22 protein-coding genes are annotated in these 25,091 nt (G+C 59.1%); 10 read left to right on the top strand and 12 right to left on the bottom strand.

Going from position 1 to position 25,091, the window contains the following annotated elements; translation table 11 throughout:
* Positions 1-73: 73 nt before the first annotated feature.
* On the bottom strand, positions 74-1,612 hold the full coding sequence (locus tag NF78_RS28445) for a GGDEF domain-containing protein (protein ID WP_052050743.1): 1,539 nt from the start codon (positions 1,610-1,612) through the stop codon (positions 74-76).
* A 231-nt stretch (positions 1,613-1,843) separates the two neighbouring features.
* On the opposite strand from NF78_RS28445, the gene NF78_RS19015 reads away from it, so the two are divergent.
* Positions 1,844-3,013 (top strand): LL-diaminopimelate aminotransferase, encoded by a 1,170-nt coding sequence (locus NF78_RS19015; protein ID WP_035990845.1) that lies wholly within the window; start codon positions 1,844-1,846, stop codon positions 3,011-3,013.
* Between the two features lie 374 nt (positions 3,014-3,387).
* Positions 3,388-3,792: a response regulator gene (locus tag NF78_RS19010; RefSeq protein WP_035990842.1), complete on the top strand. Its 405-nt coding sequence runs from the start codon at positions 3,388-3,390 to the stop codon at positions 3,790-3,792.
* A 30-nt stretch (positions 3,793-3,822) separates the two neighbouring features.
* Here NF78_RS19010 and NF78_RS19005 read toward each other — a convergent pair whose 3' ends face one another.
* Complete coding sequence (locus NF78_RS19005; RefSeq protein ID WP_035990841.1) at positions 3,823-4,020, bottom strand: hypothetical protein; 198 nt, start codon at positions 4,018-4,020, stop codon at positions 3,823-3,825.
* Between the two features lie 526 nt (positions 4,021-4,546).
* Here NF78_RS19005 and rpiA point away from each other — a divergent pair.
* Positions 4,547-5,254 carry a ribose-5-phosphate isomerase RpiA gene (gene rpiA / locus NF78_RS19000; protein ID WP_035990839.1) on the top strand — a complete coding sequence of 236 codons (708 nt, stop codon included), beginning with the start codon at positions 4,547-4,549 and terminating at the stop codon, positions 5,252-5,254.
* A gap of 106 nt (positions 5,255-5,360) precedes the next feature.
* On the opposite strand, the gene NF78_RS29800 is transcribed toward rpiA, so the two are convergent.
* Positions 5,361-5,456 carry a calcium-binding protein gene (locus tag NF78_RS29800; RefSeq protein ID WP_081972763.1) on the bottom strand — a complete coding sequence of 32 codons (96 nt, stop codon included), beginning with the start codon at positions 5,454-5,456 and terminating at the stop codon, positions 5,361-5,363.
* An 86-nt stretch (positions 5,457-5,542) separates the two neighbouring features.
* Here NF78_RS29800 and NF78_RS18995 point away from each other — a divergent pair, with 86 nt between their 5' ends.
* Both NF78_RS18995 and NF78_RS18990 read left to right on the top strand, forming a co-directional pair.
* On the top strand, positions 5,543-7,351 hold the full coding sequence (locus NF78_RS18995) for a mechanosensitive ion channel family protein (RefSeq protein WP_156119880.1): 1,809 nt from the start codon (positions 5,543-5,545) through the stop codon (positions 7,349-7,351).
* A 27-nt stretch (positions 7,352-7,378) separates the two neighbouring features.
* Positions 7,379-9,019, top strand: coding sequence for an MFS transporter (locus tag NF78_RS18990; protein WP_035990837.1), 1,641 nt, complete (start codon positions 7,379-7,381; stop codon positions 9,017-9,019).
* Between the two features lie 182 nt (positions 9,020-9,201).
* Here NF78_RS18990 and NF78_RS18985 read toward each other — a convergent pair whose 3' ends face one another.
* From NF78_RS18985 to NF78_RS18975, 3 genes are all read right to left on the bottom strand, one after another.
* Entirely contained in the window at positions 9,202-9,534 is a 333-nt protein-coding gene (locus NF78_RS18985) for a P-II family nitrogen regulator (RefSeq protein ID WP_035990835.1), read from the bottom strand.
* Positions 9,535-9,618: 84 nt separating this feature from the next.
* Positions 9,619-10,812: a sodium-dependent bicarbonate transport family permease gene (locus NF78_RS18980; RefSeq protein WP_035993314.1), complete on the bottom strand. Its 1,194-nt coding sequence runs from the start codon at positions 10,810-10,812 to the stop codon at positions 9,619-9,621.
* A 1,216-nt stretch (positions 10,813-12,028) separates the two neighbouring features.
* On the bottom strand, positions 12,029-13,261 hold the full coding sequence (locus NF78_RS18975) for an S-layer homology domain-containing protein (RefSeq protein ID WP_035990833.1): 1,233 nt from the start codon (positions 13,259-13,261) through the stop codon (positions 12,029-12,031).
* Positions 13,262-14,458: 1,197 nt separating this feature from the next.
* Here NF78_RS18975 and NF78_RS18970 point away from each other — a divergent pair.
* Entirely contained in the window at positions 14,459-15,211 is a 753-nt protein-coding gene (locus NF78_RS18970; RefSeq protein WP_035990830.1) for a glycosyltransferase family 25 protein, read from the top strand.
* 101 nt (positions 15,212-15,312) lie between these two features.
* Here NF78_RS18970 and psaC read toward each other — a convergent pair whose 3' ends face one another.
* From psaC to NF78_RS18955, 3 genes are all read right to left on the bottom strand, one after another.
* Positions 15,313-15,558, bottom strand: a complete 246-nt coding sequence (gene psaC, locus NF78_RS18965; RefSeq protein WP_006515950.1) for a photosystem I iron-sulfur center protein PsaC — start codon at positions 15,556-15,558, stop codon at positions 15,313-15,315.
* Positions 15,559-15,900: 342 nt separating this feature from the next.
* Entirely contained in the window at positions 15,901-16,896 is a 996-nt protein-coding gene (locus NF78_RS18960; protein WP_225885374.1) for a potassium channel family protein, read from the bottom strand.
* A 71-nt stretch (positions 16,897-16,967) separates the two neighbouring features.
* A complete protein-coding gene (locus NF78_RS18955) occupies positions 16,968-17,669 on the bottom strand; it encodes an aspartate/glutamate racemase family protein (protein WP_035990826.1) in 702 nt (233 codons plus the stop codon).
* A 149-nt stretch (positions 17,670-17,818) separates the two neighbouring features.
* On the opposite strand from NF78_RS18955, the gene NF78_RS18950 reads away from it, so the two are divergent.
* The 4 genes from NF78_RS18950 (at position 17,819) to NF78_RS18935 (ending at position 22,839) form a co-directional block, all read left to right on the top strand.
* Positions 17,819-18,178 (top strand): rhodanese-like domain-containing protein, encoded by a 360-nt coding sequence (locus NF78_RS18950; protein WP_035990824.1) that lies wholly within the window; start codon positions 17,819-17,821, stop codon positions 18,176-18,178.
* A 22-nt stretch (positions 18,179-18,200) separates the two neighbouring features.
* Positions 18,201-19,913 carry an NACHT domain-containing protein gene (locus NF78_RS18945; protein ID WP_035990822.1) on the top strand — a complete coding sequence of 571 codons (1,713 nt, stop codon included), beginning with the start codon at positions 18,201-18,203 and terminating at the stop codon, positions 19,911-19,913.
* A 368-nt stretch (positions 19,914-20,281) separates the two neighbouring features.
* Positions 20,282-22,516, top strand: coding sequence for a glycosyltransferase (locus tag NF78_RS18940; RefSeq protein ID WP_035990819.1), 2,235 nt, complete (start codon positions 20,282-20,284; stop codon positions 22,514-22,516).
* Positions 22,517-22,617: 101 nt separating this feature from the next.
* Positions 22,618-22,839: a DUF2283 domain-containing protein gene (locus tag NF78_RS18935; protein ID WP_035990817.1), complete on the top strand. Its 222-nt coding sequence runs from the start codon at positions 22,618-22,620 to the stop codon at positions 22,837-22,839.
* Between the two features lie 275 nt (positions 22,840-23,114).
* Here the strand turns inward: NF78_RS18935 and NF78_RS18930 are convergent, their stop codons facing one another.
* The 3 genes from NF78_RS18930 to NF78_RS29790 form a co-directional block, all read right to left on the bottom strand.
* Positions 23,115-23,591 carry an Hsp20/alpha crystallin family protein gene (locus tag NF78_RS18930; RefSeq protein WP_197064924.1) on the bottom strand — a complete coding sequence of 159 codons (477 nt, stop codon included), beginning with the start codon at positions 23,589-23,591 and terminating at the stop codon, positions 23,115-23,117.
* A 264-nt stretch (positions 23,592-23,855) separates the two neighbouring features.
* Positions 23,856-24,239 (bottom strand): pentapeptide repeat-containing protein, encoded by a 384-nt coding sequence (locus tag NF78_RS18925; protein ID WP_035990814.1) that lies wholly within the window; start codon positions 24,237-24,239, stop codon positions 23,856-23,858.
* 273 nt (positions 24,240-24,512) lie between these two features.
* A complete protein-coding gene (locus NF78_RS29790; protein WP_072016191.1) occupies positions 24,513-25,028 on the bottom strand; it encodes a L,D-transpeptidase in 516 nt (171 codons plus the stop codon).
* Between the last annotated feature and the right edge of the window lie 63 nt (positions 25,029-25,091).

The raw sequence follows: 25,091 nt of genomic DNA, 5'->3' as shown, positions 1-25,091 counted from the left end.
GCGCATGCCTTCGGGATGGGCGGCCCGTTTTGACTGGGTCCCCGTTTTGATCCGGACATGGGGCTAAATCGGGTTAGCCTACTTCAACGGTAGACCGCATCTGGTCTACGCTGATGGCGCGATCGCGGCCATGTCTTTTGGCCCAGTACAGTGCTCTGTCGGCCAGCTCTATCAGCGTCTGCGCTGTTTCACCGTGGTGGGGAAAGCTGGACACCCCCAGCGAAATGGTCAGGGACGGCAACACATGACCATGGCAGGAGTGGTTGACGTACTTGACGGCTCGCCGAATCTTTTCGGCTCGCTTGAGCGCTACCTCGGGGTTAGTATCGAGCAAGACCATGCAAAACTCTTCGCCGCCGTAGCGGTAGACGATGTCCTGGCTGCGCACGTGGCCCCGCAACATCATGGCAATATTCTGCAGCACGATGTCACCTGACTGGTGACCATAGGTATCGTTAATAGCCTTGAAGTGGTCAATGTCGATCAAAATGACGCTGAAGTTTTGCCGCCGGTTCGCGGTCTGACACAGGTTGTTAAGCACTGTTTCGGCATGGCGACGATTGAGCAGCCCAGTCAGCGGATCTTTGAGCGCCTGATCCTGAAGGTCTTCGAGCAGGAACAGCCGCTGCATGACGAACAAAATTTGCTCCGACAGCTTTTTCAGCAGCGCCGTCTGAACCGGGCTAAAGGGTTCCGACTCCAGCTGTACCAGCTGCACCACACAGGTCGTGTCGTTGACCAGGCCCAGCACAATACACTTGGTCAGCAAAGCGGGCCGGTGGGTGACCTGGCACTGGTGACATTCCTGACCCATGCCCAACGGCGCATCCAGCTGCTGAGCGTGAGAGTAGCAGCACTGCTGCTCAACCACGGTCAGGGGGTTCGCATCGCCCCACTGGGTCAGCACCGCGCAGGGCTCAGGAGAACCGGAAAACAGCACCAGGCGACCCGACTGATGGGGGAAAAAGTAGGGTAAGTAGGTGGCCAACAGCTGGCCCAGCTGCTGGTAAGACAAACAGGCCTGGAGCTGAGCCACCAGATCGACCAGCCGCGGATGCCCCTGGTGTATCTGGTGAGCCATCGGGCTGGGGGAGGTGAGGGGCACCACCCGCGACAAAAAATTGATGCTGGCGGCGGCGATCGCCCCGGATGTTGGCTCAGGCTCCGGTCCAGGGCTGGGATGGACGGGTTGAGCCAGGGTCAGGCATAGCAGCACCTGTTCTGCGAGGTACTGGAGGGTTTTGATCTGGACCTCGCTGAGGTCCGCTACTGCCAAGCCGGGCACATAAACCGTGAGCTGGTAGCGGGCGTTGGTGCTTCGCAGGTGCCCCACCAGCACGGCATCGCCACCGGTTTCCGAGCGGCTGTAGGTGCTCAGCGAGAGCGGCTGGACCTCTACCGTAGTGCCTTGAATGGGCTGGCTAGACAACACCTCGCGCAGAACAGCGGCAGCCAGATGGCCGTAGTTCATCACGCCGCCGTGGCGCCAGTCCTGGCCCACCTGCACCGTCAGCGCCAGCTGCGGAGCCGCCAGGGTGAGCGAGGTGAGCCGCAGAAAATTACCCAGGGCCGGGTAGGCATCTCCTAAGGACTTGGGCTGCACTGGGTTCATAGTAGGGAATGCCCCACAGTAAAGGCACACTTATAGAGTGGTCACAGGAGGCGGGCCAATCACCCGAGGCGGGCTGAAGCGAGATAATCTGTAATATTCTGGTCAGGACTGGTTGAGAGAGCAGCCGGGCGAACCAGACCTGGGTTTTATTTTTATAATTAGTGTTCTCCTACAGATTGCGTCTGAGTTGTTTTCTTCTGTCTAGGGGCAGGCCGCCCTCCACCCCAGCCTATGCAAATTGCCCAACGAATCAGGCCCCTGCGGGCCAATGTGTTTGCCGATATGGATCGGGCCAAGGCCGCCGCACGGGCCGCTGGCAAGGCGATTGTGGATCTGTCGCTGGGGTCCTCCGATCTGCCCACCCCACCCCACGTGCTGGAGGCGATCGCGGCGGCGCTGCCCGACCCCAGCACCCACGGCTACTGCCTGTTTTCGGGCACTGAAGCGTTTCGCCAGGCGGCGGCGCGCTGGTACACCGACAAGTTTGGGGTGGCGGTCGATCCCGAAACCGAAGTGCTGCTGCTGATCGGCTCCCAGGAGGGCACCGCCCACTTGCCCCTGGCCATCCTCAACCCCGGCGACTTTGCCCTGCTGATGGACCCCGGCTACCCCTCCCACGCTGGGGGCGTGTACCTGGCCAACGGGCAGATTTACCCCATGCCCTTACTGGCAGAAAACGGCTTTTTGCCCCAGTTTGATCAGATCCCGGCGGCGGTGCTGGAGCAGTCGCGGTTGATGGTCCTGAGCTACCCCCACAACCCCACCACGGCTACGGCGTCCCTCGACTTTTGGCGTGAAGCGGTGGCCTTTTGTCAGCGTCACAACCTGGTGCTGGCCCACGACTTTCCCTACGTTGACCTGACATTCACCGGTAAACCAGCCCTTTCGGCAATCCAGGCCGACCCCGACAAAACCTGCACCATCGAGTTCTTTACCATGTCGAAGTCGTACAGCATGGGCGGCTTTCGAGTGGGCTACGCGATCGGCAATAGGGAGCTGATCACCGCCCTGCGCCAGGTCAAAGCCAGCGTTGATTTTAATCAGTATCCAGGCATTCAGCGGGGAGCGATCGCCGCTCTCTGCGGTCCCCAGGACACCGTCCAGCACATAATCGACACCTTTCGCCAGCGGCGCGATGCGGCGATCGCGGCCCTGAGTCGGGTGGGGTGGGCGGTGCCGGTGCCCGAGGCTACCATGTACATATGGGCCAAACTGCCCGATCGCTTTGCCCACGATTCCCAGGGGTTCTGCCTGGGCCTGGTCGAGCAAACCGGCGTAGCGCTGGCCCCCGGCATTGGCTTTGGCAAAGCGGGGGAGGGCTACGTGCGCATTGCCCTGGTGCATCCACCGACGGTTCTGGAAGCCGCGATCGATAAGATGGCTCAGTTTCTCTCAGCCTGATGTCCCCGAAGCGACACCAAACCCTGGCCGCCCCAGGCCGCTGCCGAGACCCAGTACCGCCAGGCGGAACTCAGCCTGCCACCCCAATCACACATCCACCTGATTAAGTCGGGTTGGGCGTAGGGCACTGGTCCAGAGGTGAGGGCATACCCTGGCCACCTGGTTCAAATGGCTAAAAATCAATAGACTTGATCCATGGCCGATAAAGAACAAATTAAGCAGGGTGCAGTTGTGTAAGCATTCGGTTAACTTGCCCAATGGCCCGTTAATGCCGGGTTCCACCATTATTTAGTATCCAGGGTGCAACTCTTTGGAACATCAGAACACCCCCTGTTCTGATCCCTCCAGCCTTCAAAATCAGGATCTAAGGGGTAATGGTGACATCTCCATTCAGCACCGCTGAAGGTCGGCGTCGCATTGTTGTCGTAGAAGACGATACTGCCAACCGATTATTTTTTGCCGACTACCTGATCTTCTCCGGATTTACGGTGCTGGCCCTGCCCCACGGGCTAGACCTTGAGCAGCAGCTCAAGGAGTTTCAGCCCGATCTGCTGCTGCTCGATCTGGGGCTGCCCGAAGTAGACGGCTACGCGCTGCTACAACAGGTGCGTTCCTCTGCCATGTGGCGGCAGCTGCCCGTAATTGTGGTGTCTGGCTATGCCTTTGCCGAAGACCAGCACCGGGCCCTGGAACTGGGGGCGCAGCAATACCTGATCAAACCTGTACGCCTGCACCAACTTATTCAGGCAGTTCACCAGGTATTGCCGCCTGGAGCGTAGGCGCAGCGGTAGGGACAACGGTAGGAAGGACTACGTACCACCCCCGCCCGCACCGGGTCGCTGCTCAGCCAAAAATTGCTCGACATCTCGGCTCAGAACCTGCACCGACTCGCCGATGTCAGCAATGGTGTGCTCAAGCTGAGATGACAAAACCATGGCTGACTGGAGCCGATTGAGAATATCTTTAATTTGCTCTCGGTAGCGTGCTTCAAACTCTACAGGGTCCATACAGGTAGTGTCTCGTATCAGTGACAATCAGGAATAGATGTAATATTAATTACACGAAGGGCGAGCGGTTTTCCGGAATCGGTTGCCCAAAAAACCAAACTTTATAGTTCTATAGCCATTGACCACCCCGTCAGGACAGAACGTATCTTCCTGAAGCGATAGCCAAACGCCCATGGGCTATCCCCGTCATCGCCCGAGCCAGGGACTGCTGACCTCAGCGCAATGGCCATTGCTTTAGGTAGATGATGCCCAGTAGAGCATAGCGGTATTAATCTATGCTAAGGGCTTACGCACAAATACTGATTTCCCATTGCTCACCTCGGTTGACAGGTATAGGCCCATCAGAATTAGACCTTATCCGAAAACCACGTTCCTAGAGCTGTAGTTCAAGGGTTACAGGGCGTTTTCGGATGGGTTCTCAATGTCGCTTTTCAGCCTTGGGCCAACCACGGGGTTGCCCTATGCAGCCGTACCGCTTTGGGTCATGCTAGAGACCGAAAATGCAGTGTATGGAGAAAAGAGAACTATGGCTGAAGTGGATCCCGTTAAGCTGATGAAGCAGGAAGTGGGTCGTCAGGCGGCGGCGCGGGTGCAGTCGAACACGGTGGTGGGGCTGGGCACCGGGTCCACCACAGCCTTTGCCATTCAGTTCATTGGCGAGCGGCTGGCCAAGGGCGAAATCAGCAACATTAAGGGCGTACCCACCTCTTTTCAGGCATCGGTGCTGGCCAAGCAGTACGGCATTCCCCTCACCACCCTCGACGAATGTGGCGAAATTGCCCTGGCCATTGATGGGGCTGACGAAGTGGACCCCCAGATGAACCTGGTCAAGGGGGGCGGTGCAGCCCACACCCGCGAAAAGATTGTAGACTCCCTTGCCAAAGAATTTATCGTGGTGGTCGATAGCTCCAAGCTGGTCGATAAGCTCGGTACCACCTTTGCCCTGCCCGTGGAAGTCATGCCCCTGGCCATAACCCCCGTCACCAAAGCGTTGGAATCCCTCGGCGGCAAACCCGACCTGCGCATGGGGATCAAAAAAGACGGCCCGGTGATCACCGACCAGGGCAACATGATTCTGGACGTCAAGTTTGATGCGATCGATGACCCCGCCGGGCTAGAAAAGACGATCAACAATATTCCTGGCGTACTCGACAACGGCCTGTTTGTGGGTGTAGCCACCGAGGTGCTGGTGGGCGAGGTCAAAGACGGCCAGGCCAGCGTTCGCAAGCTGTAGAGCCCTAGGACTGGAAATCTCTATCTCTGAGCTTAGGTCAGAGTGAGTTAGGGGTTGGGGGCGATCGCCCTCAACCCCTAACTAATGGGAAAAAGCGATGCACTGTCTACCCGAACCCATAGCCTTGATTCACCCAGTAGTGCCAATTTTCAATCGCCTGCTGGGTCTCTTCGTCAGCCTTCGGTGCTGCTAGCTGGCTCATTTGCTATTCTTCCTCTATGCCAAATCTGCTGTGGGAGATAGGGACGTCAGAACTCAGTCTCCCAATCCTATTTAACGATCAACACTATGGCCTTTTGGGTTGCTTGGCGAGTTTGGGTGGGGCGAGGGCTGAGGCGCTGGCTACTGCTTAGCCTGGCGGTGCTGCTGCTGGCGATCGCGGCACCCACCTTAGCCACTGGAGAACTGGCCGCTCCGGCTTTACAAGGGGCTGAGGCAGAAACCAGGGCTGAGACCGCGACTCCAGATCCCGCTGTGGCGGGGGGCGGTAATGTGGTGGATGGCTTTCCGGTGGTGCTGGACGGGGTGCCGTTGTTCTACGTCAGGCAGGGGATTGCGGGGGTGACCTCGGCTGAGGAGCGGGCCGCAATTATTACCCAGCGGGTGAGGGCGATCGCCGCCAACCCAGCCCTGGCCCCAGACAGCATTCGCGCCGAAACCGAAGCCGACCAGAGCGTGGTGCTGGCGGGCGACAATGTGCTGTTCACCGTGCGCCAGGACGATGTTCAGGCCTACGGCCAATCCCATCCTGAACTGGCTGCTGAGGCTGTAGCGCGCATTCAGCAGGGGGTGACCAACTACCGCGACCAGCGCAGCCTGCGGCGCATTGTCACCAGCCTGGGGCTGACAATTCTGAGCACTCTGGCAGTGTTTCTGATGCTGCGAGGCATCTTGTTTGGTAGCTCCAGGCTGCTGACCTACATCAGACAGAGGCGCAACGCCGATACCCTGACCGTTCAGATGCGGTCGGTGCAGGTTTTGGGGTCTGGAGCTACCAGCTATTTACTTGGCGGACTGGTACGGCTACTGCGCCCGGTGCTGATTTTGCTGGTGCTGTACCTGTATGTGCCCTTTGTGCTGAGTCAGTTTCCGGCCACGGCTAAGTTTGGTGACAGCCTGCTGCAGGACATGGCCTTTCGGCTCAGTCTGCTGGCCCAGGGGTTTGTCACCTACCTGCCGGAGCTGGCCATGCTGGGCGTGATTGCCCTTCTCACCTACTACGTAATTGAGTTTGCTCGGCAGGTGATTCTCGAGCTGGGCCGCCCCAATGTATACCCCTGGTTTTACCCGGAATGGATACAGCCGACTATTCGGCTGACGACGCTACTGATTGTGGCGATCGCCCTTGTCATTGCCGGGCCGTACCTGCCGGGGTTTGGCTCCCCAGCCTTTCAGGGAATCTCTATCTTTTTGGGAGCGCTACTCACCCTGGGGTCGTCGTCGGCCGTGGCCAACGCCCTGTCGGGGATTATTTTGATCTACACCCGCGCCTTTCAGCTCAAAGATTTTATTCGCATTGACAACGTCATTGGTGAGGTCGAAGACAAGTCGCTGTTTGTGACTCGGGTGCTTACCCCCAAACAGGAGACGGTGACCATTCCCAATGCGTCAGTGCTCAACAGCAACGTGATTAACTACAGCGCCATCTGCCGCGAGTCGAGGGGCCACCTGCTGCTTCACACCACCATTACCCTGGGCTACGATCTGCCCTGGCGCAAAGTGCACGAGGTGCTGATTGAGGCGGCCAAGGCCACCGCCGATATTGCGATCGCTCCGGCTCCCTTTGTGCTGCAAACGGCCCTTAACGACTTTAACGTCAGCTATGAGCTGAATGCCTACACGGCCTCGCCCTCAAAAATGCCCGACATCTACAGCAGGCTGCACCAGAACATTCAGGACCACTGCAACGCCGCGGGCATTGAAATCCTATCGCCCACCTTCTCGGCCCTGCGGGACGGCAACCAATCCACCATCCCCGCCGACTATCTGCCCGCCGATTACAGCGCCCCCGCCTTTGTAGTGCAGGGGCCCAACGGTCAGGTGCCGCTGGCAGAGGCCGGGTTCCATGACCCTCGCTCAGATACTAACGGTTCCTAATCCCTTTAGCCCCATCGCCAGACTCAGATGGTCCATCAACCGACCCTTCGACTACCTCGCTACGAGACCTGGGGCCAGCCCCTGGGGCTATGCCTGATTTTGTTTATGTTGTCCTACACGGTCGGAGTGGTGCAGCCAATTATGCCGCCCCTGGTGCAGGAGTTTAACTCCAGCGTGGGCTATGTGCAGTCGGCCCTGGTGCTGATGTCGCTGGTGACGGCTTCGTTTACTCCCACCGCCGAGAACCTGAGCCAACGGCTGGGGCGGCGGACGGTCCTGGCGATCGCCCTGGGGTGCTTTGCCCTGGGCCTGGTGGTGATTATTCTCAGTCCCGGCATTGGGCTGTTTACCCTGGGGCTGGCGGGGTGCATTGGCGTGGCGGGGGCTGTGCTGATGAGTACCCCCGTGGCCCTGATGGATGCCCTCCCCGGTGCGGGCATTCAGCGGTATGGCCTGGTGGCACTGGCGATCGCCGGGGTGCTTGGGGCCCTAATCGGCTCGCTGACCGGCGGCGTGATGGCCTTTGACTTTAGCTGGCGCTGGGCCTTTGGCTTCGAGCTGGGGTTGATCCCACTCATCTGGTGGCTGGTGCGCTCCATTGCGGTGCCCACCCCCGCCCAGACACTGCCCGCCGACTGGCTGGGGGGACTGCTCTCGGTGGCGGGGTTTGGGCTTACCCTGGTCGGGCTCAGCCTGGCCTCAGAGCTGGGCTGGTGGCAGCCCAGGGGCAATCCCCAGGGGTCGCTGGGCATTCTGGCCCCGTTTGGCATTTCCGTAGCTCCGGTGCTGATGGCGGCCGGGTTAATTTGTCTGGGCCTGCTAATCTTTTGGGAGCGGGGGCGATCGCGCCTGGGGCAGCCGTCGCTGCTGCGCCTGGGGGTCTTCAACCGCCGTATTTTCACCCTGGGGTTGGCCATCGGCACCCTGCACACCATGACCACAGCGGGGGTGCAGTTCAACCTGTTTCAGTTCATTCCAGCGGTGATGGGGCTCAACCCCATTCAGACTGCCATCGCGGTCATTCCCTCCACCCTGGCCCAGCTGGTTGTGCTGCTGCTGCTGGTCAGGCGGCGGCCCCAGTTTCCGCCCCGCTCTCTGCTGCAGTCGGGGCTGATGGTCAAAAGCGTGGGGATTGCCATGCTGTGGGCTGCCATTAGCCCGCCGGTAACCGCCCTCAAGCTGCTGCCCGCCCTGGTGGTGATGGGGGCTGGTACAGGTCTGTTTGCCACCTACATTACCTCCCTCACCTTTGCCCATACTGACAGCGCTCAAAAAGCCGAAGCACGCGGGGTCTACCGTCCCTTTCAACACCTGGGTGCCTCGCTGGGGCGGGGCATTTTGGGCACGATGCTGATCAGTCTGGCCTCGCTCAACATTGTGGACGGTATTTTGGCTGAGCTGGGCCAGTCGGTGCCGCCAGACGTGCGGCGAACGGCGGCGCGATCGCTCCAGGTAGCCATTCAAACCCTGCGGCGCAGCGATCGCCGCGATCTGTTTAGCCAACTGCCCGACGCCGTGCAGCCCGCCCTTGGCGGTATTTTGCAGCAGGCCGCCGTGCAGGCGATGCAGAACACGCTGCTGGTGATCCTGGCGCTATGTCTGCTCTGCCTGGGCCTGTCGTTTCTGCTGCCCAAAACCGCCAAAACGATTGAGGCCCCGATCGAGTAACGCGCTCAAGGAATAGGTAGGAACCTGTAGACCCTGCGGTGGCAAATTTGAGATTTGATACTAAATCCGTCCTGGCCACCTACAGTTGGGTTGGGCAGTTGGGTTGGGCAAACACCGTTTGGAAATACGGCAATAAAAAGCCGGGGTTTTGCCCCGGCTGTTGCGGTCTGCGCTATCTCGATTCAACAGCCCTCTGGACCGCAGAAACTGTGCGCGTACAGGACCTCCGCATCGCAGATGTAGATGATGCCCGCATAGTCGTTGAAAAACTGCACGGCAACTTTATCCGAAATTTCTAGGGCCATCTCCCGAGTGTCGGTGAGCACCTCGAACTTGATATTCGAAGTGGTGTCAGAAACGCTGGGTTGTCCCGACGAGCGCATATTCCGACTTCCTTTACCGCCCGTTTCCAACACCGTATAACCGCTCGCCCCGCAGGCGTCGATGATATCGGCGATTTTTTTGAGCAGCAATTTCTCGGTGATGATTACGAGCTTTTTGGCTGGCTTGGACATATCAATTACCTCCTTTCACATGTATTCATTGAACCATTGGGTCGCCGGGCCAGGGGAGCACCGGCAGACCGGAGCCAGCTGGGATTAGCCACCCATCAATGCCTGGGCGAGACCAACGAAGAGGGGGATACACAGGGCGATCGCAACCGGGGTGCCGATGGCTGTGGATGCGCCGATGTAGGCGGAGGGATTGGCCGAGGGGATACCCGCCCGCAGAGTGGGCGGCCCTGAGATGTCTGAGCTGGAGGCGGCGATGACGGCCAGGAGCGCAACCCCGCCAGCGCTAAACCCCGACACATAGTGGGCAATCATGCCGAGACCAAAGGCGATAAATCCATGCAGAAAGGGGGCCGCAAAGGCGTATAGAGCGTACCACTGGGCTACCTTGCGCAACTCGTTAAGTCTGGCCCAGGCCTCCATACCCATAATCAGCATCAGAATCGAAAGCAGACCGCGGAAGAGGGGATCGTAGAAGCTTTCGTAGACACTTTCAGGCCGGGTTACAATGCCCAGAGCTAGCCCCAGCAGCAGGGCGGATAGGGCAGAGCCCTGGAGGCTTTCCTTCACGATGGGCCAAATTTTGACCCTGGGGCTTGGGGCACCGCCCGACTCGCTGACATACCCGCCGGAGGTACCGCCCGACTCGCCCCCATACCCGCCCGCAGTACCGCTGCGCTGGTCGATGATGGGAGCCCCGCCTGCGGCAACCGGCTGTAGGCCGCCATACTCCTCCTTAGTCAGATACTCCTGCTTGCTGACATAGGCTTCATTGTTTTTGAGGTACGCCTCATTTTTGAGATACTTATCGCGCTTCTGTTTGCTGGTGTAAATGCTGGCCACTACGATCGCCGTCACCAGCGCTGCGATATCCATGAAAGGATAGAGCGCACCGGCCCAGGCTTCAAATTCCATGCCCTGCCCTTCCAGCATGGTGATGCCAGCGACCATGGTAGAACCACTCACGGCACCGAACAATCCCGCTGTGGCAACGGCATCCACGACTCTGATGCCCGGCAGCTTGGCAAAGGTATAGCGCCCAATGAACACGATCACGATGCCTGTGATCACAGCGAACAGCGCGGGCAGCAGCATCTCCGCCAGACTGGCATTGCGAATGGCCATACCGCCGGTCAGACCGACTTTGATCAGCAGCATGAAAACGATGAACTTATAGATGGCATCGGGGATGGCCAGCTGGCTACCGAGGGCAGCAATGACGATACCGCCAATCAGAAAGCCAAGCGTCGGCGACTGAAGCTGAGCCCCGAATCTCGTCATGAAATCGAGCAAAAAATCCACAATTACCTCCTTCCACCTCCTCTAGCGAGGAGTGATTGTCGTGATGGGTGAGCTTTAGAAAGGTTGAAGAAAGTAAGGGTGAAGCGCTTCACCCCCACAGCACATGCGTTGTACGAGACCCTGCTAACAGGGGGTTCAGAGATTGGCCGATCCCTGAACAAGGCTGCAAGGGTTGCTGTCCCGCAGCTCTTCACATAGATCATGATCTATCAAAGATCAAATCTCTATGTGTTTGAGTCTATCCTGAAAAACACAGATTTTTTCGATCGCTAACCATCGATTTCCAACGCAATGTCAAATTCAATCCATAAGTTTTGCTTTTAGCTCGCGTTCCCGTCTTTAGTTATGTAAATAGCGATCGCAGGATTTCCCCAATGCAACAGCCCTGACCCAAGCGCCAGCTGATCTGCCACCACCTCGGCCACCCAACTCTGGGGTTCTGATCGCAGCCCTTTGTCCTTGATGGCACAAGTTAGCCGATCATCTCTGACACCCGGAACCCACAACCTGCACTCGGGCACAGGTCGTTCCATGGATTAGGAGTATTAGGACCGATCAATCCACCGGCAGGGTGGGTATCTCTGTGGGTGCGAACGGTTCTGAGGGGGGACTGTAGCGAGCCACATTAATCCAAAGGACGGCAAGCAGCAAACCTACACCGCAACCGACCAAGAAGATCCAACCGTGGGACGGTTCTAAAACGCAGAGTAAACGGCGATTACTGCCGTACACCTGCACAACCCATCCCTCACCCGTCTCCAACCTTGGCTGCGACTGCCTCGATTCAAACTTATTCATGGTTTTCGCTCCATACCAGTTGTATGTACTGCCCACAGGCTGATTGCCTGTACTGCACGGAACACCTGCTGAAAGTCCATCTGGGTGATGGACGTAGCAGTTTTAGACCAGGGGTTGTATCTTTGAGCTGCTTTCATCAGCCATAGATCCATACCTATGCTTAATGCGGCAGCCATAATCTTAAGTTTATGCAATGCCTGGCTGACAAGCAGCCTGTGAGCCCCAAAAAATGGCTCACACTTGTTGATTTTTTTGATAATTGAGACTTATGATTCCTTCTCTGCTGGGTTTTGTCGCCCCTATTTTCTAAAGGCAAAGAGCCTGACCCCCTTCAGGATCAGGCTCTTTCTAACCACTGCAATTGTCCTGCCTAAATTAACCCAGGGCAGGCCACCCCCTAGCGGGCAGACAGCATCAGGGGAGCGTTGACGGTCAGGCTCAAATCGCGGGCGGGGTTGATGGTGATCACCTCAACCTGGTTGCGCCCAAAAATTCGGCCCAGGGTGGCTCCGGTGGCAGCTCCGGCCAGCACCTCCAGGGCACCGACGTTCTGGTCGCCAGTGGTACGGGCGATCGCCGCCGCCGCGCCCGAACCCAGCACCGCGCCTGCCAGAGTCTCGCCAAAGGTCGCCCCCTGGCGAATCGTCTCGGTGGTGGTAACGGTTTGGGAGGTGGCGCTGATCGCCATCCGCTGGCCCCCGGTCAACACCAGTTCCTGAGCCACAAACTGAGTGCCATTGCCGCTGGGCCGCAGTTCACCGACCACCTGGCTGCCCGCCGGAATCACCACGCGCCCGGTGCTGTCGGTGACAGACTGGCTGACGTTGAGGGTGAGGGCGGCGGTTTCGCCGGGGAGCACAACCACTTTGTCACTCTGGTAGGCCACGCTGAGCACGGTACCGGCGGGGACATTGGGCTGAGCCACCACCTGCTGCCCCACAATGTAGGGGGAGTTGACGGTGGCCACCTGGTTTTGGCTGGCCAGGGCCTGGTAGATGAAGGCCGCCACATCGGCCCGCGTGGCCGTCTGGTTGGGCCTCAACACCTGCACATCGGGGTAGTTGACCACCATGCGCCGTTCCGTGGCGGCGGCCAGGCTGGACACCGCCCAGCTGGGAATTTGGGCGGTGTCACGGAAGACCTGAACGCTATTTTGGTTGCTGGCGGTGTAGTTCAGCCCGTTGGTCAGCGACACCAGCACCTGCGCCCGAGGAATGTTTTCTTCCGGACGAAACACGCCGCCGGGATAGCCCGACAAAAATCCCATCATGTCGGCCTCGCGAATGGCGGCGGCGGCCCAGTAGTTGGCCGGTACATCCACAAAGGTGGTGGCGCTGCGCACCGACGACTGGTTAAAGGCGCGGCGCACCATGGCGGCAAACTGAGCCCGGGTTACGGGCTCGTTGGGTCGAAATGAGCCATCCGGGAACCCGGCAATGATGTCTCTGGCCGCCAGGTTGACGATAAATTCCCGTGCCCAGTGGTTGGAAGGCACATCGTTAAACTGGGCTTGAGTTTGGGTCTGGGCCACGACTGGTGCCGCCGTAATCACCGGAGCAACGGCTCCAACGCTCAGTCCCAGGGCCAGCAGCAGGGCGGTTCCAGACTTAAAACGAGACGCATTAGACATGGTAAAACTCCAAAGACGAGAAAAGAAAGGGATGCATGATTAGTAGATTTGGTTCACGATTGCGATCGCGAATCTCTTCCCTAAGAAAGTGGTTGACATGCATTTTCTGGCCTAGATTCGGTTGAATCAGCTTGGGGGAACTGCCAGTACCATTGGTTCTACAAATGGTTCTACAAAGGCCGCAGAAAATAGCTAGAGGACGCTTTGTTTCACCTATGAGGGCAAATGAGCGGCTTTGATCATCCCTTGCTTAAATGCAAACTGTGATAAATTTCCGCTGCTTTGAATAATCTAATCTCGCCTTTTACTGTCGTTGCGGATCGACTTTCCGCTATTTCAACTGTCACACCGCAAAGTAGGACTCTGCTGTTCGATAATTACCCAAGCGACAAAGGCACGGGACGTTTTTGCTTACCCAAAGTTCCCATCATAGGTAGGATTGGCTCCATCGTCTCCTGGTCTATCCTCTAGAGTGAACCCTTAGCCCAGCAGGACAAGGGAGTTAGAGAAATGGGTTGTGTAACGTGGGTGGCACTCCCGCAACTAAAGGTTAGCTACCACCATGCTGGGAAACGAAGAGCGGGGATGTAGGCCAGACGCGGGGAAGCAGCTATTCGAGCAAAAGCATCCCCACCGCTACATCTACGGAGAGCAAAGACAAAATCCAGGTAAAGCGGGCTCATGCTCCTGGTCGAACATTTCTTAAGACCCAAGTAAAGCCCGGAAAGTTTTTACGAAGTTACAGTGAAATTTCTGTTTCTAAGATCAGTCTGGGTGGCAGTAGCACTAGGGAAGTGCCTAGAATAAGATTTGTTTGAAGCTTAGTTAAGGAATGTATTGATGGAGTAATTGGTTAATCGACTGGCCCATAACAGAATTATTTTCGACTGGTTAGGTGATGCATTTGCACAGTTTGAAGTAGGGCTAAGTCGCCATCACGCCCCTAGGGCGAACTTCCAGAGCAAATTTTCACAGGTGCTCCGCAATGTTGATAGCAAAGTTTTGCTATACGGGAACTGTCAAATGGTTAAGACCCTAAAGGCATCGGCATCCAAGGGTCACAGCCGGATTGAAGGAGCAGCTCTTAACCTCAGCTCACTCTGGATGAGTGCGATCGCCTTAAGGCAAAACCCAACCGCTCGATTGATTTAGTGTATCTTTTCATCCTTTTTGGTATCGCTTGAGCAGAAACTAACTATGAAATTTATTGATTATTTTGATCGCGCCTATGTCCTTAACCTACCGGAGCGCCGCGATCGCCGTGAGGCTATGGTCAAAGAGCTCAATCGGGTTGGTTTGCCTTTGACCCCTGGCAAAGTGGAGATTTTTGACGCCATTAAGCCAAGCGACCCTGGCCCTTTCGAGAGGATAGGCTTTCGAGGATGCTATCTCAGCCATCTAGAAATGTTTAAGCAAGCCCGCGATGCGGGGGCCAAGAATCTACTGATTATGGAAGATGATTTGCAGTTCAGGCCAGATTTCTGTGAGTACGAAGAGGCTGTACTCCAGGAACTGAGCGGCCAGGACTGGGATACCGTTCAGTTCGGCTATTTTGCCGATTGGGCGGATCCCGAGGTCAAGATCAGCTCTCCGATTCTCAAGCCCTTTAACGGCGAAGTCATTGGTACCCATTTTCACGCCATCAACGGCAAAATGCTCCAGCCCATGATCGATTTTTTTGAACTCCTGCTCAGTCGCCCCGTAGGACACCCCGATGGCGGCCCAATGCCTCCGGACGGAGCCTTGAATGTGATCAAGTGGCAGTACCCTGAGATGAACCGCCTGCTGGCCATACCGGCTCTGGGCATCCAGCGCAGTTCTCGCAGCGACGTCACCCCCAGCTGGTACGACCACCTGCCGGTCCTGGGAGGCCTGGCCAACTTTACCCGCAATGCTAGTCTTTTTAGCGTTTTGAAGAGTAGGCTGGTAGCAACCAGGGCCAGCCGCTGACGCCCCTCTCCTAGGCCATCTAACCGCCAAAAGCCCCCCAGAGGAGTCACTGGGGGGCTTTTAGATCAATAGCGATAGCTTGGAGGTTGGTAGACCTTGCCCTAGTAGGCCAGGCCCATGCTGCGGGTGGTTTCTGCGCCCAGGTAGACGCGAATGCTCAAAAAGTCAGTGGGGCAAGCCGTTTCGCAACGCTTGCAGCCAACACAGTCTTCGGTGCGAGGGGAGGAGGCAATTTGCCCGGCTTTACAGCCATCCCAGGGCACCATTTCGAGCACGTCGGTGGGGCAGGCGCGCACACACTGGGTGCAGCCAATGCAGGTATCGTAGATTTTGACAGAATGGGACATTGAATAAAACTCCAATGTGGGTCACGACTGGGTTTGACAGCTTTAAGGATGGCCCTCAAAGGTTGGTCAAAACGGTCTATACAGTAAGGGTTTCCTAATCTTTGACCAGTCTATAGCGAGAGATTTCAGCTCTCATCGCCACCCCCTACAAACCTTAACGGATCGTAATATGAGTAGGCGTTTAGACTCATAAACGGGCTCAGAACAGGATCCCTAGTCCCACCTAACCCCCAGGGTCGGCGCGTTTTCAATACTAAGGCTCCCATTCTATCAATCGATGCGATCAACCGTTCTAAAGGCCATTACCACCAGGGCATCGTCAGCCGCCAGTCGTTCAAAGGACTAGGGCTTGGGGTTGAGCAAGATCTCACCGCTGCCCCGCCGCACCCCCAGCAGCAGCAGCGGGTTGTCGGCCTGGTGGGTAACGCTGTAGGTGCGGATCCAGTGGCTCAGCTCCGCAAAGGTTTTGCCCTCCAGGTGGCTGGGGTAGCGGCCCGGCTCGATGAAGTAAAACTCGTTGGAGTCGTCGGAGTAGGTGAGCAGCTGCTGGTACACCACCGACATATTCTTGAACATGGCGCTCTGGGCCATGATGCCAGCGCTGTAGTCGCGGGCCGACACCACCTCGTCTACCCCGGCCTCTTGCAGGTGGCGGCGGCGGCGCAGGTTCACCAGTTCGGCGATCACGTGAATGTCCTTTTGGCGACCGGGGGTTTGCTCCAGGTGTTTGACCGCCAGGGCGATGAGGGCGTTTTTGTCGTCCGGCGATTCGCTCTCCTCGTCCGCCAGCAGAATCACAGCCTTGGCCTGGGAGGCCTGGAGGCGCTCCAGGGTGTCGTGGTGGGTGGGGTCGTCCTGGATAAAGTGTACTCGGGTGGGAAACTCGCGGCGATCGGCGACCACCGAGGCCGCCACCACCACAATATCGATAGGGTTGTCCTTGTTGCCCTCCACCAGCTGGTCAATGATGCCTGCGGCCTTGTCGTTCCAGTTGCAGATAATGATGTGGTCCTTAAACACGCTCACAGAGGCCTCCGATCGCAGCGCCCGGGTGACAAACACAGAGGAAATTTTGCCGCTGATTGCCCCAAAGATAAATGTGCCCGAAATCAGCAGCAGCAGTTGCAGCACTCGCCCCACGGGGCTCTTGGGTTTGTCGGGGTATTCCCCCATTAGAGTAATGACGATGTTTTCCAGCACCGCCCAGGGGACGGTACCGCCGCTCCCCCGGCCCTCCTGCCACAGCAGCAGCCCCACGACAGCCGCCAGGGCGATCGCTACGGCCAGGACAATCAGCCGCTGCCGCAGTTTGCGATTCAGGGTTGGCATCACCGTCATAGGCGCAGGGTAGGAGAACGGGGAGGGTGAAAATGTTCAAAAATGCCATCAACCCCTAGGGTACCGCTAGGCTAGCTCTCAAGGCCCAGGGCCAAATTTACCGCCGCCTCCGCGTGGATGCGGGTGGTGGGAAACAGGGGCACCGCCAGGGTGGCATCGCCCACCAGCAGCTCCAGCTCCGTGCAGCCCAGGATCACCCCCTCGGCTCCAGCCTCGACCAGCTCCTGGCAGATCTCCAGCACCACCTGGCGAGAGTCGGGCTTGAACTGGCCCTGGCACAGCTCGTCGTAGATAATGTGGTGCACTGCGGCCCGACTGCTGTCGTTGGGAGTCACCACCTCCAGCCCGTGACGCTCGATTAAGCGATCGCGGTAGAAGTCTTGCTCCATGGTGAACTTGGTGCCCAGTAGCCCTACCCGGCCCAGCCCCTGGGCTTGGATGGCCCCCGCTGTTACATCGGCAATGTGCACCAGGGGAACAGAGATGCTGGCCTCAATGTTGTCGGCCAGCAGGTGCATGGTGTTGGCACACACCAGCACCATGCTGGCTCCGGCCATTTGCAACTGCTGGGCCGCTTCGACCAAAATTTCTGAGATCTCGTCCCAGCGGCCCTCGTGCTGGAGGGCGGCCATGTCGGCAAAGTCCACCGAAAACAGAATAATTTTGGCGGAGTGCAGCCCCCCCAGTCGGGCGCGGGTGGTCTGGTTGAGAATGCGGTAGTACTCCAGGGTCGACTCCCAACTCATGCCGCCGATCAGGCCAATGGTTTTCAACGGGTGCCTCCTGGGGGTGCCGTGGGTTGCAGCTCGGTCTTGCCCAGGATATACCACCTTTCCGGGGCGATGGGGTATGGTTGCGTATGTTTAGGCATCCCCGGCCGCGTCAATCGGCTGTCTCTCCGATCTGCCCCTAGAATTGACCTATGACCTTTTCCTCTGCCCCTACCCCCTACGAGTCCTTTAGCGTTGAGGCCCTGGCCCAGCGCCTGGCTGAGGCCGACCCCACGGTGCAGCTGATTGACGTTCGCGAGCCGGAGGAGGTCGAAACCGCCAGTCTGGACAGGTTTGTCAACCTGCCCCTGAGCCAGTTTGCCACCTGGTCCGAAACCATTCACAACCAGTTTGAGGCCGATCGCGAGACCATTGTGCTCTGTCACCACGGCATGCGATCGGCCCAGATGTGCGGTTGGCTGGCCCAGCAGGGCTTCACCCAGCTCAAGAATGTGACCGGCGGCATCGACGCCTATGCCCTGAGGGTCGATCGATCGGTGCCCCGTTACTAGGCCCGCTGCGAGGGGCGTTGCTATGGTTTCCAGTTCCCTGCGATCGCTGATGCCTGGCCAACCCCCAACGGCTGACCTGCGGGTGCTGGCGAAGACCGTGGGCCAGCAGATTGCGGCCCATCGCCAGGGGCTGCCGCTGGTCGCCTCCCGCCGCAATATCCCAATGAACTATCGGGTCTGGGGGCTACAGTTTGGCCGCCAAGAAAACCAGGTGTTGACCTCTGTAGAGGCGATCGCCGACCTGTTTCAGCGCGACGGCATCGACGGGCGGCTGCTGGTGGTCGGGGAGGCGGGGGTCGGCAAAACCCACACCCTGCTGGCGGTAGGCGAACGGCTCCTCAAGCGCGGCGAGCCGGTGCCCGTGCTGATCGATGGCTCCGCCTGGGCGGGGGAAACCATGCGCGAGTGGCTGATTGCCATCCTGTGGCGCGACTATCGTGTGGCCAAGTCCACCGCCGCCAGCTGGGTGGACAATGCCCGCCTCACCCTGCTGGTCGATGGCTTTGACCACCTGCCCACCCAGCAACAGCGCAAGTTTGCCGTCGCCCTGGAGGCACTCCTGCGCACCAACCCCAACCAGACCGCGCTGCTCTGCTGCCGTCGCCAGGTAATGGAGTCGCTGGGGCTAACCTTTGATCAGTTCAACGGCGGCATTCACATCATTCCGCTGGCGGCGCAGCAGGTCAAAGACTACGTGCTGGCCCAGAACTGTCCCGACCTCTGGCCCACAATCAAGGGCAGCAAAGTGCTGCAACAGCTGGCCCGACTGCCCCTCAACCTGACCCTGCTGGTGGCGATGCAGCATCCGCCAGCGCCCCCCATTCGCGATCGCGCCGACCTGGTGCAGCGATACCTCGACCATGGCCTGGCCCAGACCCAGGGCAACCCGGCTCAGCACCGGGCCACCCTGGGCTGGCTGGCCCAGCAGCTGGAGACTCGCCCGCGCCTGTTTTACCTCGACGACCTGCAGCGCACCTGGCTGCCCGATCCCCGCCAGCTGCTGTACCGGCTGCTGGTGGGGCTGGCCATTACCCTGGTGATCGGGCTGGTGGGCGGCAACCTGCTGCTGGGGCTGGCGGTGGGGCTGCTGCTCTCGCAGATTGACCTGGAGAATTTCACCTATTTTCGCCTGGGGCTCGCGATCGCCCCCCTGGGCGGCCTGGTGCCCCTGGCGTTGACCAGCGGCTTGCTGGGGCTGGGGCTGGGGCTGGGGCTGGGGGCGATCGCGGCGCTGCTGCTGACGCCCTTTGGCCTGGGCGGGCCTGGGTTTGGCTGGGCGGGGGCGCTGGGGGCGGTGATGGGCTGGAGCCTGGGACTGGTGGGGCTGCTGCACAGCGGGCAGGCCGGGTCCATCCAGAGTCGCCAGGTGCCCAACCAGGACGTGGGGTTGGCCCTGCGCAACACGGTGATTTTGGTGGCGGTGCTGGGGCTGCTGGTCATTCTCTTCCTGCTGCTGCCAGCGGTGGCGAGCGGCCAGCCGCCCCTGGCGCTATTGCCCCTTAGCCGGGCGCGGCTGGTGATAGCAGGGCTGGTGGCGGCGGTGCTGTGGCTATCGTTTACCCTGCAGCAGGGGCTGGTGCGGCTGTTGCTGAGTGAGCGGCGAGGCTTGCCCCTGGCCGCCCGCCCCTGGCTCGATGCCATGGTGGCGGCGGGGCTGCTGCGGCGCGTAGGGGGCGGCTACGGCTTTGGCCACGACCTGCTGCGCCAGGGGCTGCTCCCGACCGAGCCTAAGTGAGGGCGATCGCCATCTATCGCCATCTAAGGAGTTGACCCATGGGTAAGGACTCATACATAAGGAATGAGGCGAGTCGTGCTGTAGTAACCCCTGGGACCCTTTTAATCCGTTGGCATCTCCATATTGAGGGTCGCTTGGCATCTCCATATTGAGGGTCGCTCAGGCGGTTCTCAGAGAAAACCGCCACAATCGCGAGGGAGCTCCAATTGCGATGGGTAACACCCCAGGCAATTAATGCCCCACGGGCTGACCGGCTCCATCCTGCTCCCTAACCGTTTAGCAGCACAATGGCACTCCTATCCAAATCTGTTTCTAAGTCGGCTGGTCCGCCTAAGCCGCGCCCCCCGGTACGCTGGGCGACGTTGATTATGGTGGCGACCGTTGGGTTGGCGGCAGCCATCGTGCTGGCCTGGTTCGCCGGGGAGGCGCGCGTCACCAGAATTTTTGCCCAGCTCCAGATGTTGCAGAGCCAGCCGCCCATGTGGCTGGAGGTGCCCATGGTGACGGCCCAGTACCTGCTGGCCCCAACCATGGTGCTGCTGCTGCTGGCCTACGCCATTACCCGCATTTCGCCCCGGCCCCAGACCTGGTCGCGGTGCATTGTGGTGGGCATCTTGCTCACCCTGGTCCTGCGCTACCTGGTCTGGCGCTGTCTCTCGACGTTGAATCTGGCCTCGCCCCTGGAGGGCACCCTTAGCCTGGGGCTGCTGGGGATGGAGCTGTTTGGCCTGATCACCAGCATTATTCAGCTGGTGCTGCTGCTGTGGGTGCGCGATCGCAGGCCCCAGGCGGACCAACTCCAGCAGGCGGTGATCGGTGGTCGCTATCAGCCCTGGGTGGATGTATTTGTGCCCACCTACGACGAACCGGCCTTTATTCTGCGCCGCACTGTCATTGGCTGCCAGGCCATGACCTACCCGCGCAAAACCATCTACCTGCTCGATGACACCCGCCGCCCCGAGATCAAAGCCCTGGCCGAGGAGTTGGGGTGCCACTACATCACCCGCCCCAGCAACGACCACGCCAAGGCGGGCAACCTTAACCACGCCATGGGCCAAACCCAGGGCGAGCTAATTGCCTCCTTCGACGCCGACTTTGTGCCCACCCAAAATTTTCTCTGCCGCACGGTAGGCTTTTTTCAGCGGACCAGCGTGGGCCTGGTGCAAACCCCCCAGAGCTTCTACAACGCCGACCCGATCGCCCGTAACCTGGGCCTGGAGGGGGTGCTCACCCCGGAAGAAGAGGTGTTTTACCGTCAGATTCAGCCCATGCGCGACGGGGTGGGCAGCGTGGTGTGTTCGGGCACCTCCTTTGTGGTGCGGCGCAGCGCCCTTGAAAGCAGCGGCGGCTTTGTCACCGAGTCGCTGAGCGAAGACTACTTTACCTCGGTGCGCCTGGCCGCCCAGGGCAACGAGGTGATCTACCTGGACGAAAAGCTCAGCGCCGGACTGGCCGCCGAAGATATTGCCGCCCACGCCACCCAGCGGCTGCGCTGGGCCAGGGGCACCCTACAGGCCTTCTTTATTGACTCCAACCCGCTGACGATTCCGGGGCTCACCCCCATGCAGCGGCTGGGCCACCTGGAGGGGCTGCTGCACTGGTTTAGCAGCATTCCCCGCATCGGCTTTTTGCTGATGCCCTTGGCCTACTCGTTTCTTGACGTGATTCCCATTCAGGCGACAACCCAGGAGTTGCTCTACTACTTTGTGCCCTACTACCTGGTGCAGCTGACGGTGTTTGCCTGGCTGAACGAGCGATCGCGATCGGCCCTGCTGTCCGATATCTACTCCCTGGTGCTGGTGTTTCCCCTGGCAGCCACGGTGGTCCAGGCCATGGTCAACCCCTTCTCGCGGGGGTTTAAGGTCACGCCCAAGGGTACCTCCAACCAGCGGTACCAGTTCAATTGGAAACTGGGCTGGCCGCTGGTGCTGCTGTTTGGGCTCACCGCCATCAGCCTGTGGCGCAACCTGGGCCTTTGCCTAATGGCCGGCTGGGGCACCAACGCCGCCTACGGCCTCACCTACCGGGGACTGGCCCTGGGCTGGATTTGGAGCGCGTACAACCTGGCGATGATCGCCGTTGCCCTGCTGATTTTGCTAGATGTGCCCCGGCCCGATTCCCACCTGTGGTTTGACCTGCGCCGGGTGATCAAACTCTCCCCCCGCAGCCTGGGACCGACCTCGGCGCAGCCCCCCACTCCTGACGCCTCCGCCTCCCTGGCACAAACCTGGTGGGGCGTGACCACCGCCCTGTCGGAGGTTGGACTGGAGGTCACCCTCACCCAGCAGGTGTCCCCAGCCCGGCCCCTGGGGGTGGGAATGGCCATAGAACTAGAAATTGTCGAGGAGGCGATCGCCCTGGAGGGCATCATCACCGCCGTCGACGACAGAGACGATTGTCCTCACCTGCGGGTGCAGTTTGCGCCCCTCACCCCGGCCAGCTACCGGGCGCTGGTCACAACCCTGTTCTGCCGTCCCGGCCAGTGGAAGCGCTGGAACAGCCCCGGCGAGCTGCGATCGCTCTGGCTGCTGCTGCGGGTGCTGCTGTGGCCCCGCCGGTTTCACCCCCACCGAGCCAGGGCGTTGCCAGTGGTCAAAGGGTAGCGGCGGGGGGTAAGCCATCGGGGCCGAAACCCTTTATGATGGCGGCTATCACATCACCTGTCATAACACCCTCTTCCCCTGTCGCCCCGAACCTTCACCCTATGCAGATTACCTACGACCCCGATCGCGACATCCTGCAAATTGCCTTCAACCAGCGCGAAGTTGGTGAAACCGCCCGCATTTCGCCCAACCTCATTCTCGATTACGACGATGACGGTTTAGTGGTTGGGCTAGAGCTGCGCGAGGCCTCGCGGCGGGTAGACAGCCCCCTTTCGGTCACCTTTACCGTGGGCGACGCCGATCTCGAAAAGCCGCAGCCCTGAGCAATTTTGGAGTTTGGATTAGCAATTTTGACAAACACGAAATAAGCCTAGAGCACCGGTTCAGTATGGCCGCGATCTCGAATCTGCCACCGCAGGGTCTACAGTTCCCTACTGTACCCACGCTCTAGCAAGCACAAAAAAAGGGGAGGCAGTGCCTCCCCGCGTCATCATGACTTGCTCTCAAGGATCAATCTTGGACATCAGCTCTGGGTATCACCCCAGGGCGTGAACCCTGGACGCAGAGACACCTTTGCTCTGCGCCTGGGCTTTACCCGTTAGGCCTCGCCTGATTCAATGGCGGGAGCTTCGGCACCGCCGAGACTAATTTTGACCACCTTGTTGCGGGCCTCGACCACCTTGGGCAGGGTCAGGGTCAGCACGCCGTGGGCAAAGTCGGCCTCAACCTTGTCGTTTTGAACGGCGTCGGGCAGGTTGACCAGGCGCTGGAAGCTGCCGTAGCGGGTGTCGTCGTAGAGCACCTGGGCCCCCTCTTCGGCCGGGGCGGCGGGAGCTTTGCGAATGCCAGCGACGGATACGCTGTCAGCGGTCACCTGCACGTCGAGGTCGGCAGCGGTGACACCCACCAGGTGAGCAGTCAGCACAAACTCGTTGCCGTGGTCAACCAGGCGAATGGCAGGAGCCCAATCGCTCTTGGTCAGCGCTTCACTGGTGAGGTCGCCAAACACATCGTTGATCTGACGGCGAATGGCGTTGATTTCGGTGATGGGGTCTAGGTAGCGGCGAATAATCATCGGTTTCTAACCTCCTGGTACTTGCTTTTCCAAACCTTTGAAGTGAGTCAGGTTAAGCGTTTGAGCTTTCGCTCTCTACAGTTACTATGGTGCGCTAGGGTCGCCTACTCCTCCAGTCGTAGGAACCCTACTGCGGTGGCGAACTTCCCTCCCGTACCGGCTTGGAGGGTGAACCGTAACGGCGGGTACGGGGGGTTAAGGGCGATCGCCCCTACGCGACTTAGCTCATTGTCGTTGAATGAGACAGGCAATCATCGCCAGCTCCTAGCGATCGCTTTTCAACCCCGCCTGCACCGGGTCAAACCCTTCGGGAAAGTGAGTGTCGTGAGGGTCGTAGTCGGCAGCGGTCAGCACCGCCCCGGTAAGCGTTGCTGTTCGCAGATTGGTGCCAATCAGCATTGCTCCGCGCAGGTCGGCCCCAGACAGGTCGGCCTCGGATAGGTTGGCGTAGCTCAGGTCTACCCCGCGCAGGTTGACCCCAGTGAGGTCGCTGCCGCTCAGATCGGCGTAGCTGAGGTCGGCCCCTTTGAGGTCTACCCCGGCCAGGTCTACGGCGGAGAGCACCAGGTTGGCGAAGTCGCGCCGCCCGGCGGCGTAGGTTTGCAGCAGGGCAACGGCGGTGGAAATGTCGGCGACAGGCTGAGTCATGGCGAACACTGAACGAGTCCCCTCCAGCTTAGGGGCTGCCGCCGGAGATGCTGCCTGGTTGTAATCATCCTTTAACGGTGTGAGCGCTGATGGAGCGATCGCCCTGGCCCTGGCTGCGATCGCTGAGATGACGATCGCGTCCGCCACGGCAGGTCCTGAACAGGCGATTACGACAGAGACCGCCGGATTGTGGTGTTAGAAAGCTTCGTACGTTGGCGCAGCATCTCTTCACTAGCCGCTTAAACACCCTAGGTCAACACCTGGGTCAACAATTTAAGGCTGAACTACAACGGGTGTTCCCACATCTGCCCAATTGAACAACCACTGAGCATGATCAACTGCAACATTGACACACCCATGGCTCACAGGTGTACCAAAATTATGATGCCAGTAAGTCCCATGAATCGCGTATCCCCGATAAAAATACATGGTCCATGGAACATTGGGCACATCATAGTCTGCGCCACGCATTCTAGCCAACCGATGCATGGACTGAATTGCAAACACTCCTGTCACTGTTGGTGTCGATGGCTTCCCCGTCGAAACAATAACCGCATAGACTGGGGTACCGCCTGCCCATGCGAACAACCGCTGGCTCGACAGATCTATCTGTAACCAGCGTTCCTCCGATTGTTGCAATCGTTCAACCTGAGCGGCAATTTCTTCAGTTGTGAGGGCTAGGGCAGGCCCTGCCGCTGGGGTGCAAAATAACGTAGCGCCACTAACTATTAACCCTAAAAAAATACCGACCTCGAATCGCTTGAGCCAATGCCGTTGAGGGCTTAACATCACTCCACCTCAACTGTTTAGATAAACATTACTTCAGCGATTCCAACCTCAGATCCTGAGAAC

Origin of the sequence: Leptolyngbya sp. KIOST-1 (genome assembly GCF_000763385.1) — a bacterium.
Taxonomy (GTDB): domain Bacteria; phylum Cyanobacteriota; class Cyanobacteriia; order Phormidesmidales; family Phormidesmidaceae; genus Nodosilinea.
This window is presented reverse-complemented; position numbering and strand designations above follow the sequence as displayed.

What these genes read in the sequence shown, in the direction of transcription:
- NF78_RS28445 (WP_052050743.1), bottom strand. Translation starts at nt 1,612, where the DNA reads ATGAACCCAGTGCAGCCCAAGTCCTTAGGAGATGCCTACCCGGCCCTG.
- NF78_RS19015 (WP_035990845.1), top strand. Translation starts at nt 1,844, where the DNA reads ATGCAAATTGCCCAACGAATCAGGCCCCTGCGGGCCAATGTGTTTGCC.
- NF78_RS19010 (WP_035990842.1), top strand. Translation starts at nt 3,388, where the DNA reads ATGGTGACATCTCCATTCAGCACCGCTGAAGGTCGGCGTCGCATTGTT.
- NF78_RS19005 (WP_035990841.1), bottom strand. Translation starts at nt 4,020, where the DNA reads ATGGACCCTGTAGAGTTTGAAGCACGCTACCGAGAGCAAATTAAAGAT.
- rpiA (WP_035990839.1), top strand. Translation starts at nt 4,547, where the DNA reads ATGGCTGAAGTGGATCCCGTTAAGCTGATGAAGCAGGAAGTGGGTCGT.
- NF78_RS29800 (WP_081972763.1), bottom strand. Translation starts at nt 5,456, where the DNA reads ATGAGCCAGCTAGCAGCACCGAAGGCTGACGAAGAGACCCAGCAGGCG.
- NF78_RS18995 (WP_156119880.1), top strand. Translation starts at nt 5,543, where the DNA reads ATGGCCTTTTGGGTTGCTTGGCGAGTTTGGGTGGGGCGAGGGCTGAGG.
- NF78_RS18990 (WP_035990837.1), top strand. Translation starts at nt 7,379, where the DNA reads ATGGTCCATCAACCGACCCTTCGACTACCTCGCTACGAGACCTGGGGC.
- NF78_RS18985 (WP_035990835.1), bottom strand. Translation starts at nt 9,534, where the DNA reads ATGTCCAAGCCAGCCAAAAAGCTCGTAATCATCACCGAGAAATTGCTG.
- NF78_RS18980 (WP_035993314.1), bottom strand. Translation starts at nt 10,812, where the DNA reads ATGACGAGATTCGGGGCTCAGCTTCAGTCGCCGACGCTTGGCTTTCTG.
- NF78_RS18975 (WP_035990833.1), bottom strand. Translation starts at nt 13,261, where the DNA reads ATGTCTAATGCGTCTCGTTTTAAGTCTGGAACCGCCCTGCTGCTGGCC.
- NF78_RS18970 (WP_035990830.1), top strand. Translation starts at nt 14,459, where the DNA reads ATGAAATTTATTGATTATTTTGATCGCGCCTATGTCCTTAACCTACCG.
- psaC (WP_006515950.1), bottom strand. Translation starts at nt 15,558, where the DNA reads ATGTCCCATTCTGTCAAAATCTACGATACCTGCATTGGCTGCACCCAG.
- NF78_RS18960 (WP_225885374.1), bottom strand. Translation starts at nt 16,896, where the DNA reads ATGACGGTGATGCCAACCCTGAATCGCAAACTGCGGCAGCGGCTGATT.
- NF78_RS18950 (WP_035990824.1), top strand. Translation starts at nt 17,819, where the DNA reads ATGACCTTTTCCTCTGCCCCTACCCCCTACGAGTCCTTTAGCGTTGAG.
- NF78_RS18945 (WP_035990822.1), top strand. Translation starts at nt 18,201, where the DNA reads ATGGTTTCCAGTTCCCTGCGATCGCTGATGCCTGGCCAACCCCCAACG.
- NF78_RS18940 (WP_035990819.1), top strand. Translation starts at nt 20,282, where the DNA reads ATGGTGGCGACCGTTGGGTTGGCGGCAGCCATCGTGCTGGCCTGGTTC.
- NF78_RS18935 (WP_035990817.1), top strand. Translation starts at nt 22,618, where the DNA reads ATGCAGATTACCTACGACCCCGATCGCGACATCCTGCAAATTGCCTTC.
- NF78_RS18930 (WP_197064924.1), bottom strand. Translation starts at nt 23,591, where the DNA reads ATGATTATTCGCCGCTACCTAGACCCCATCACCGAAATCAACGCCATT.
- NF78_RS18925 (WP_035990814.1), bottom strand. Translation starts at nt 24,239, where the DNA reads ATGACTCAGCCTGTCGCCGACATTTCCACCGCCGTTGCCCTGCTGCAA.
- NF78_RS29790 (WP_072016191.1), bottom strand. Translation starts at nt 25,028, where the DNA reads ATGTTAAGCCCTCAACGGCATTGGCTCAAGCGATTCGAGGTCGGTATT.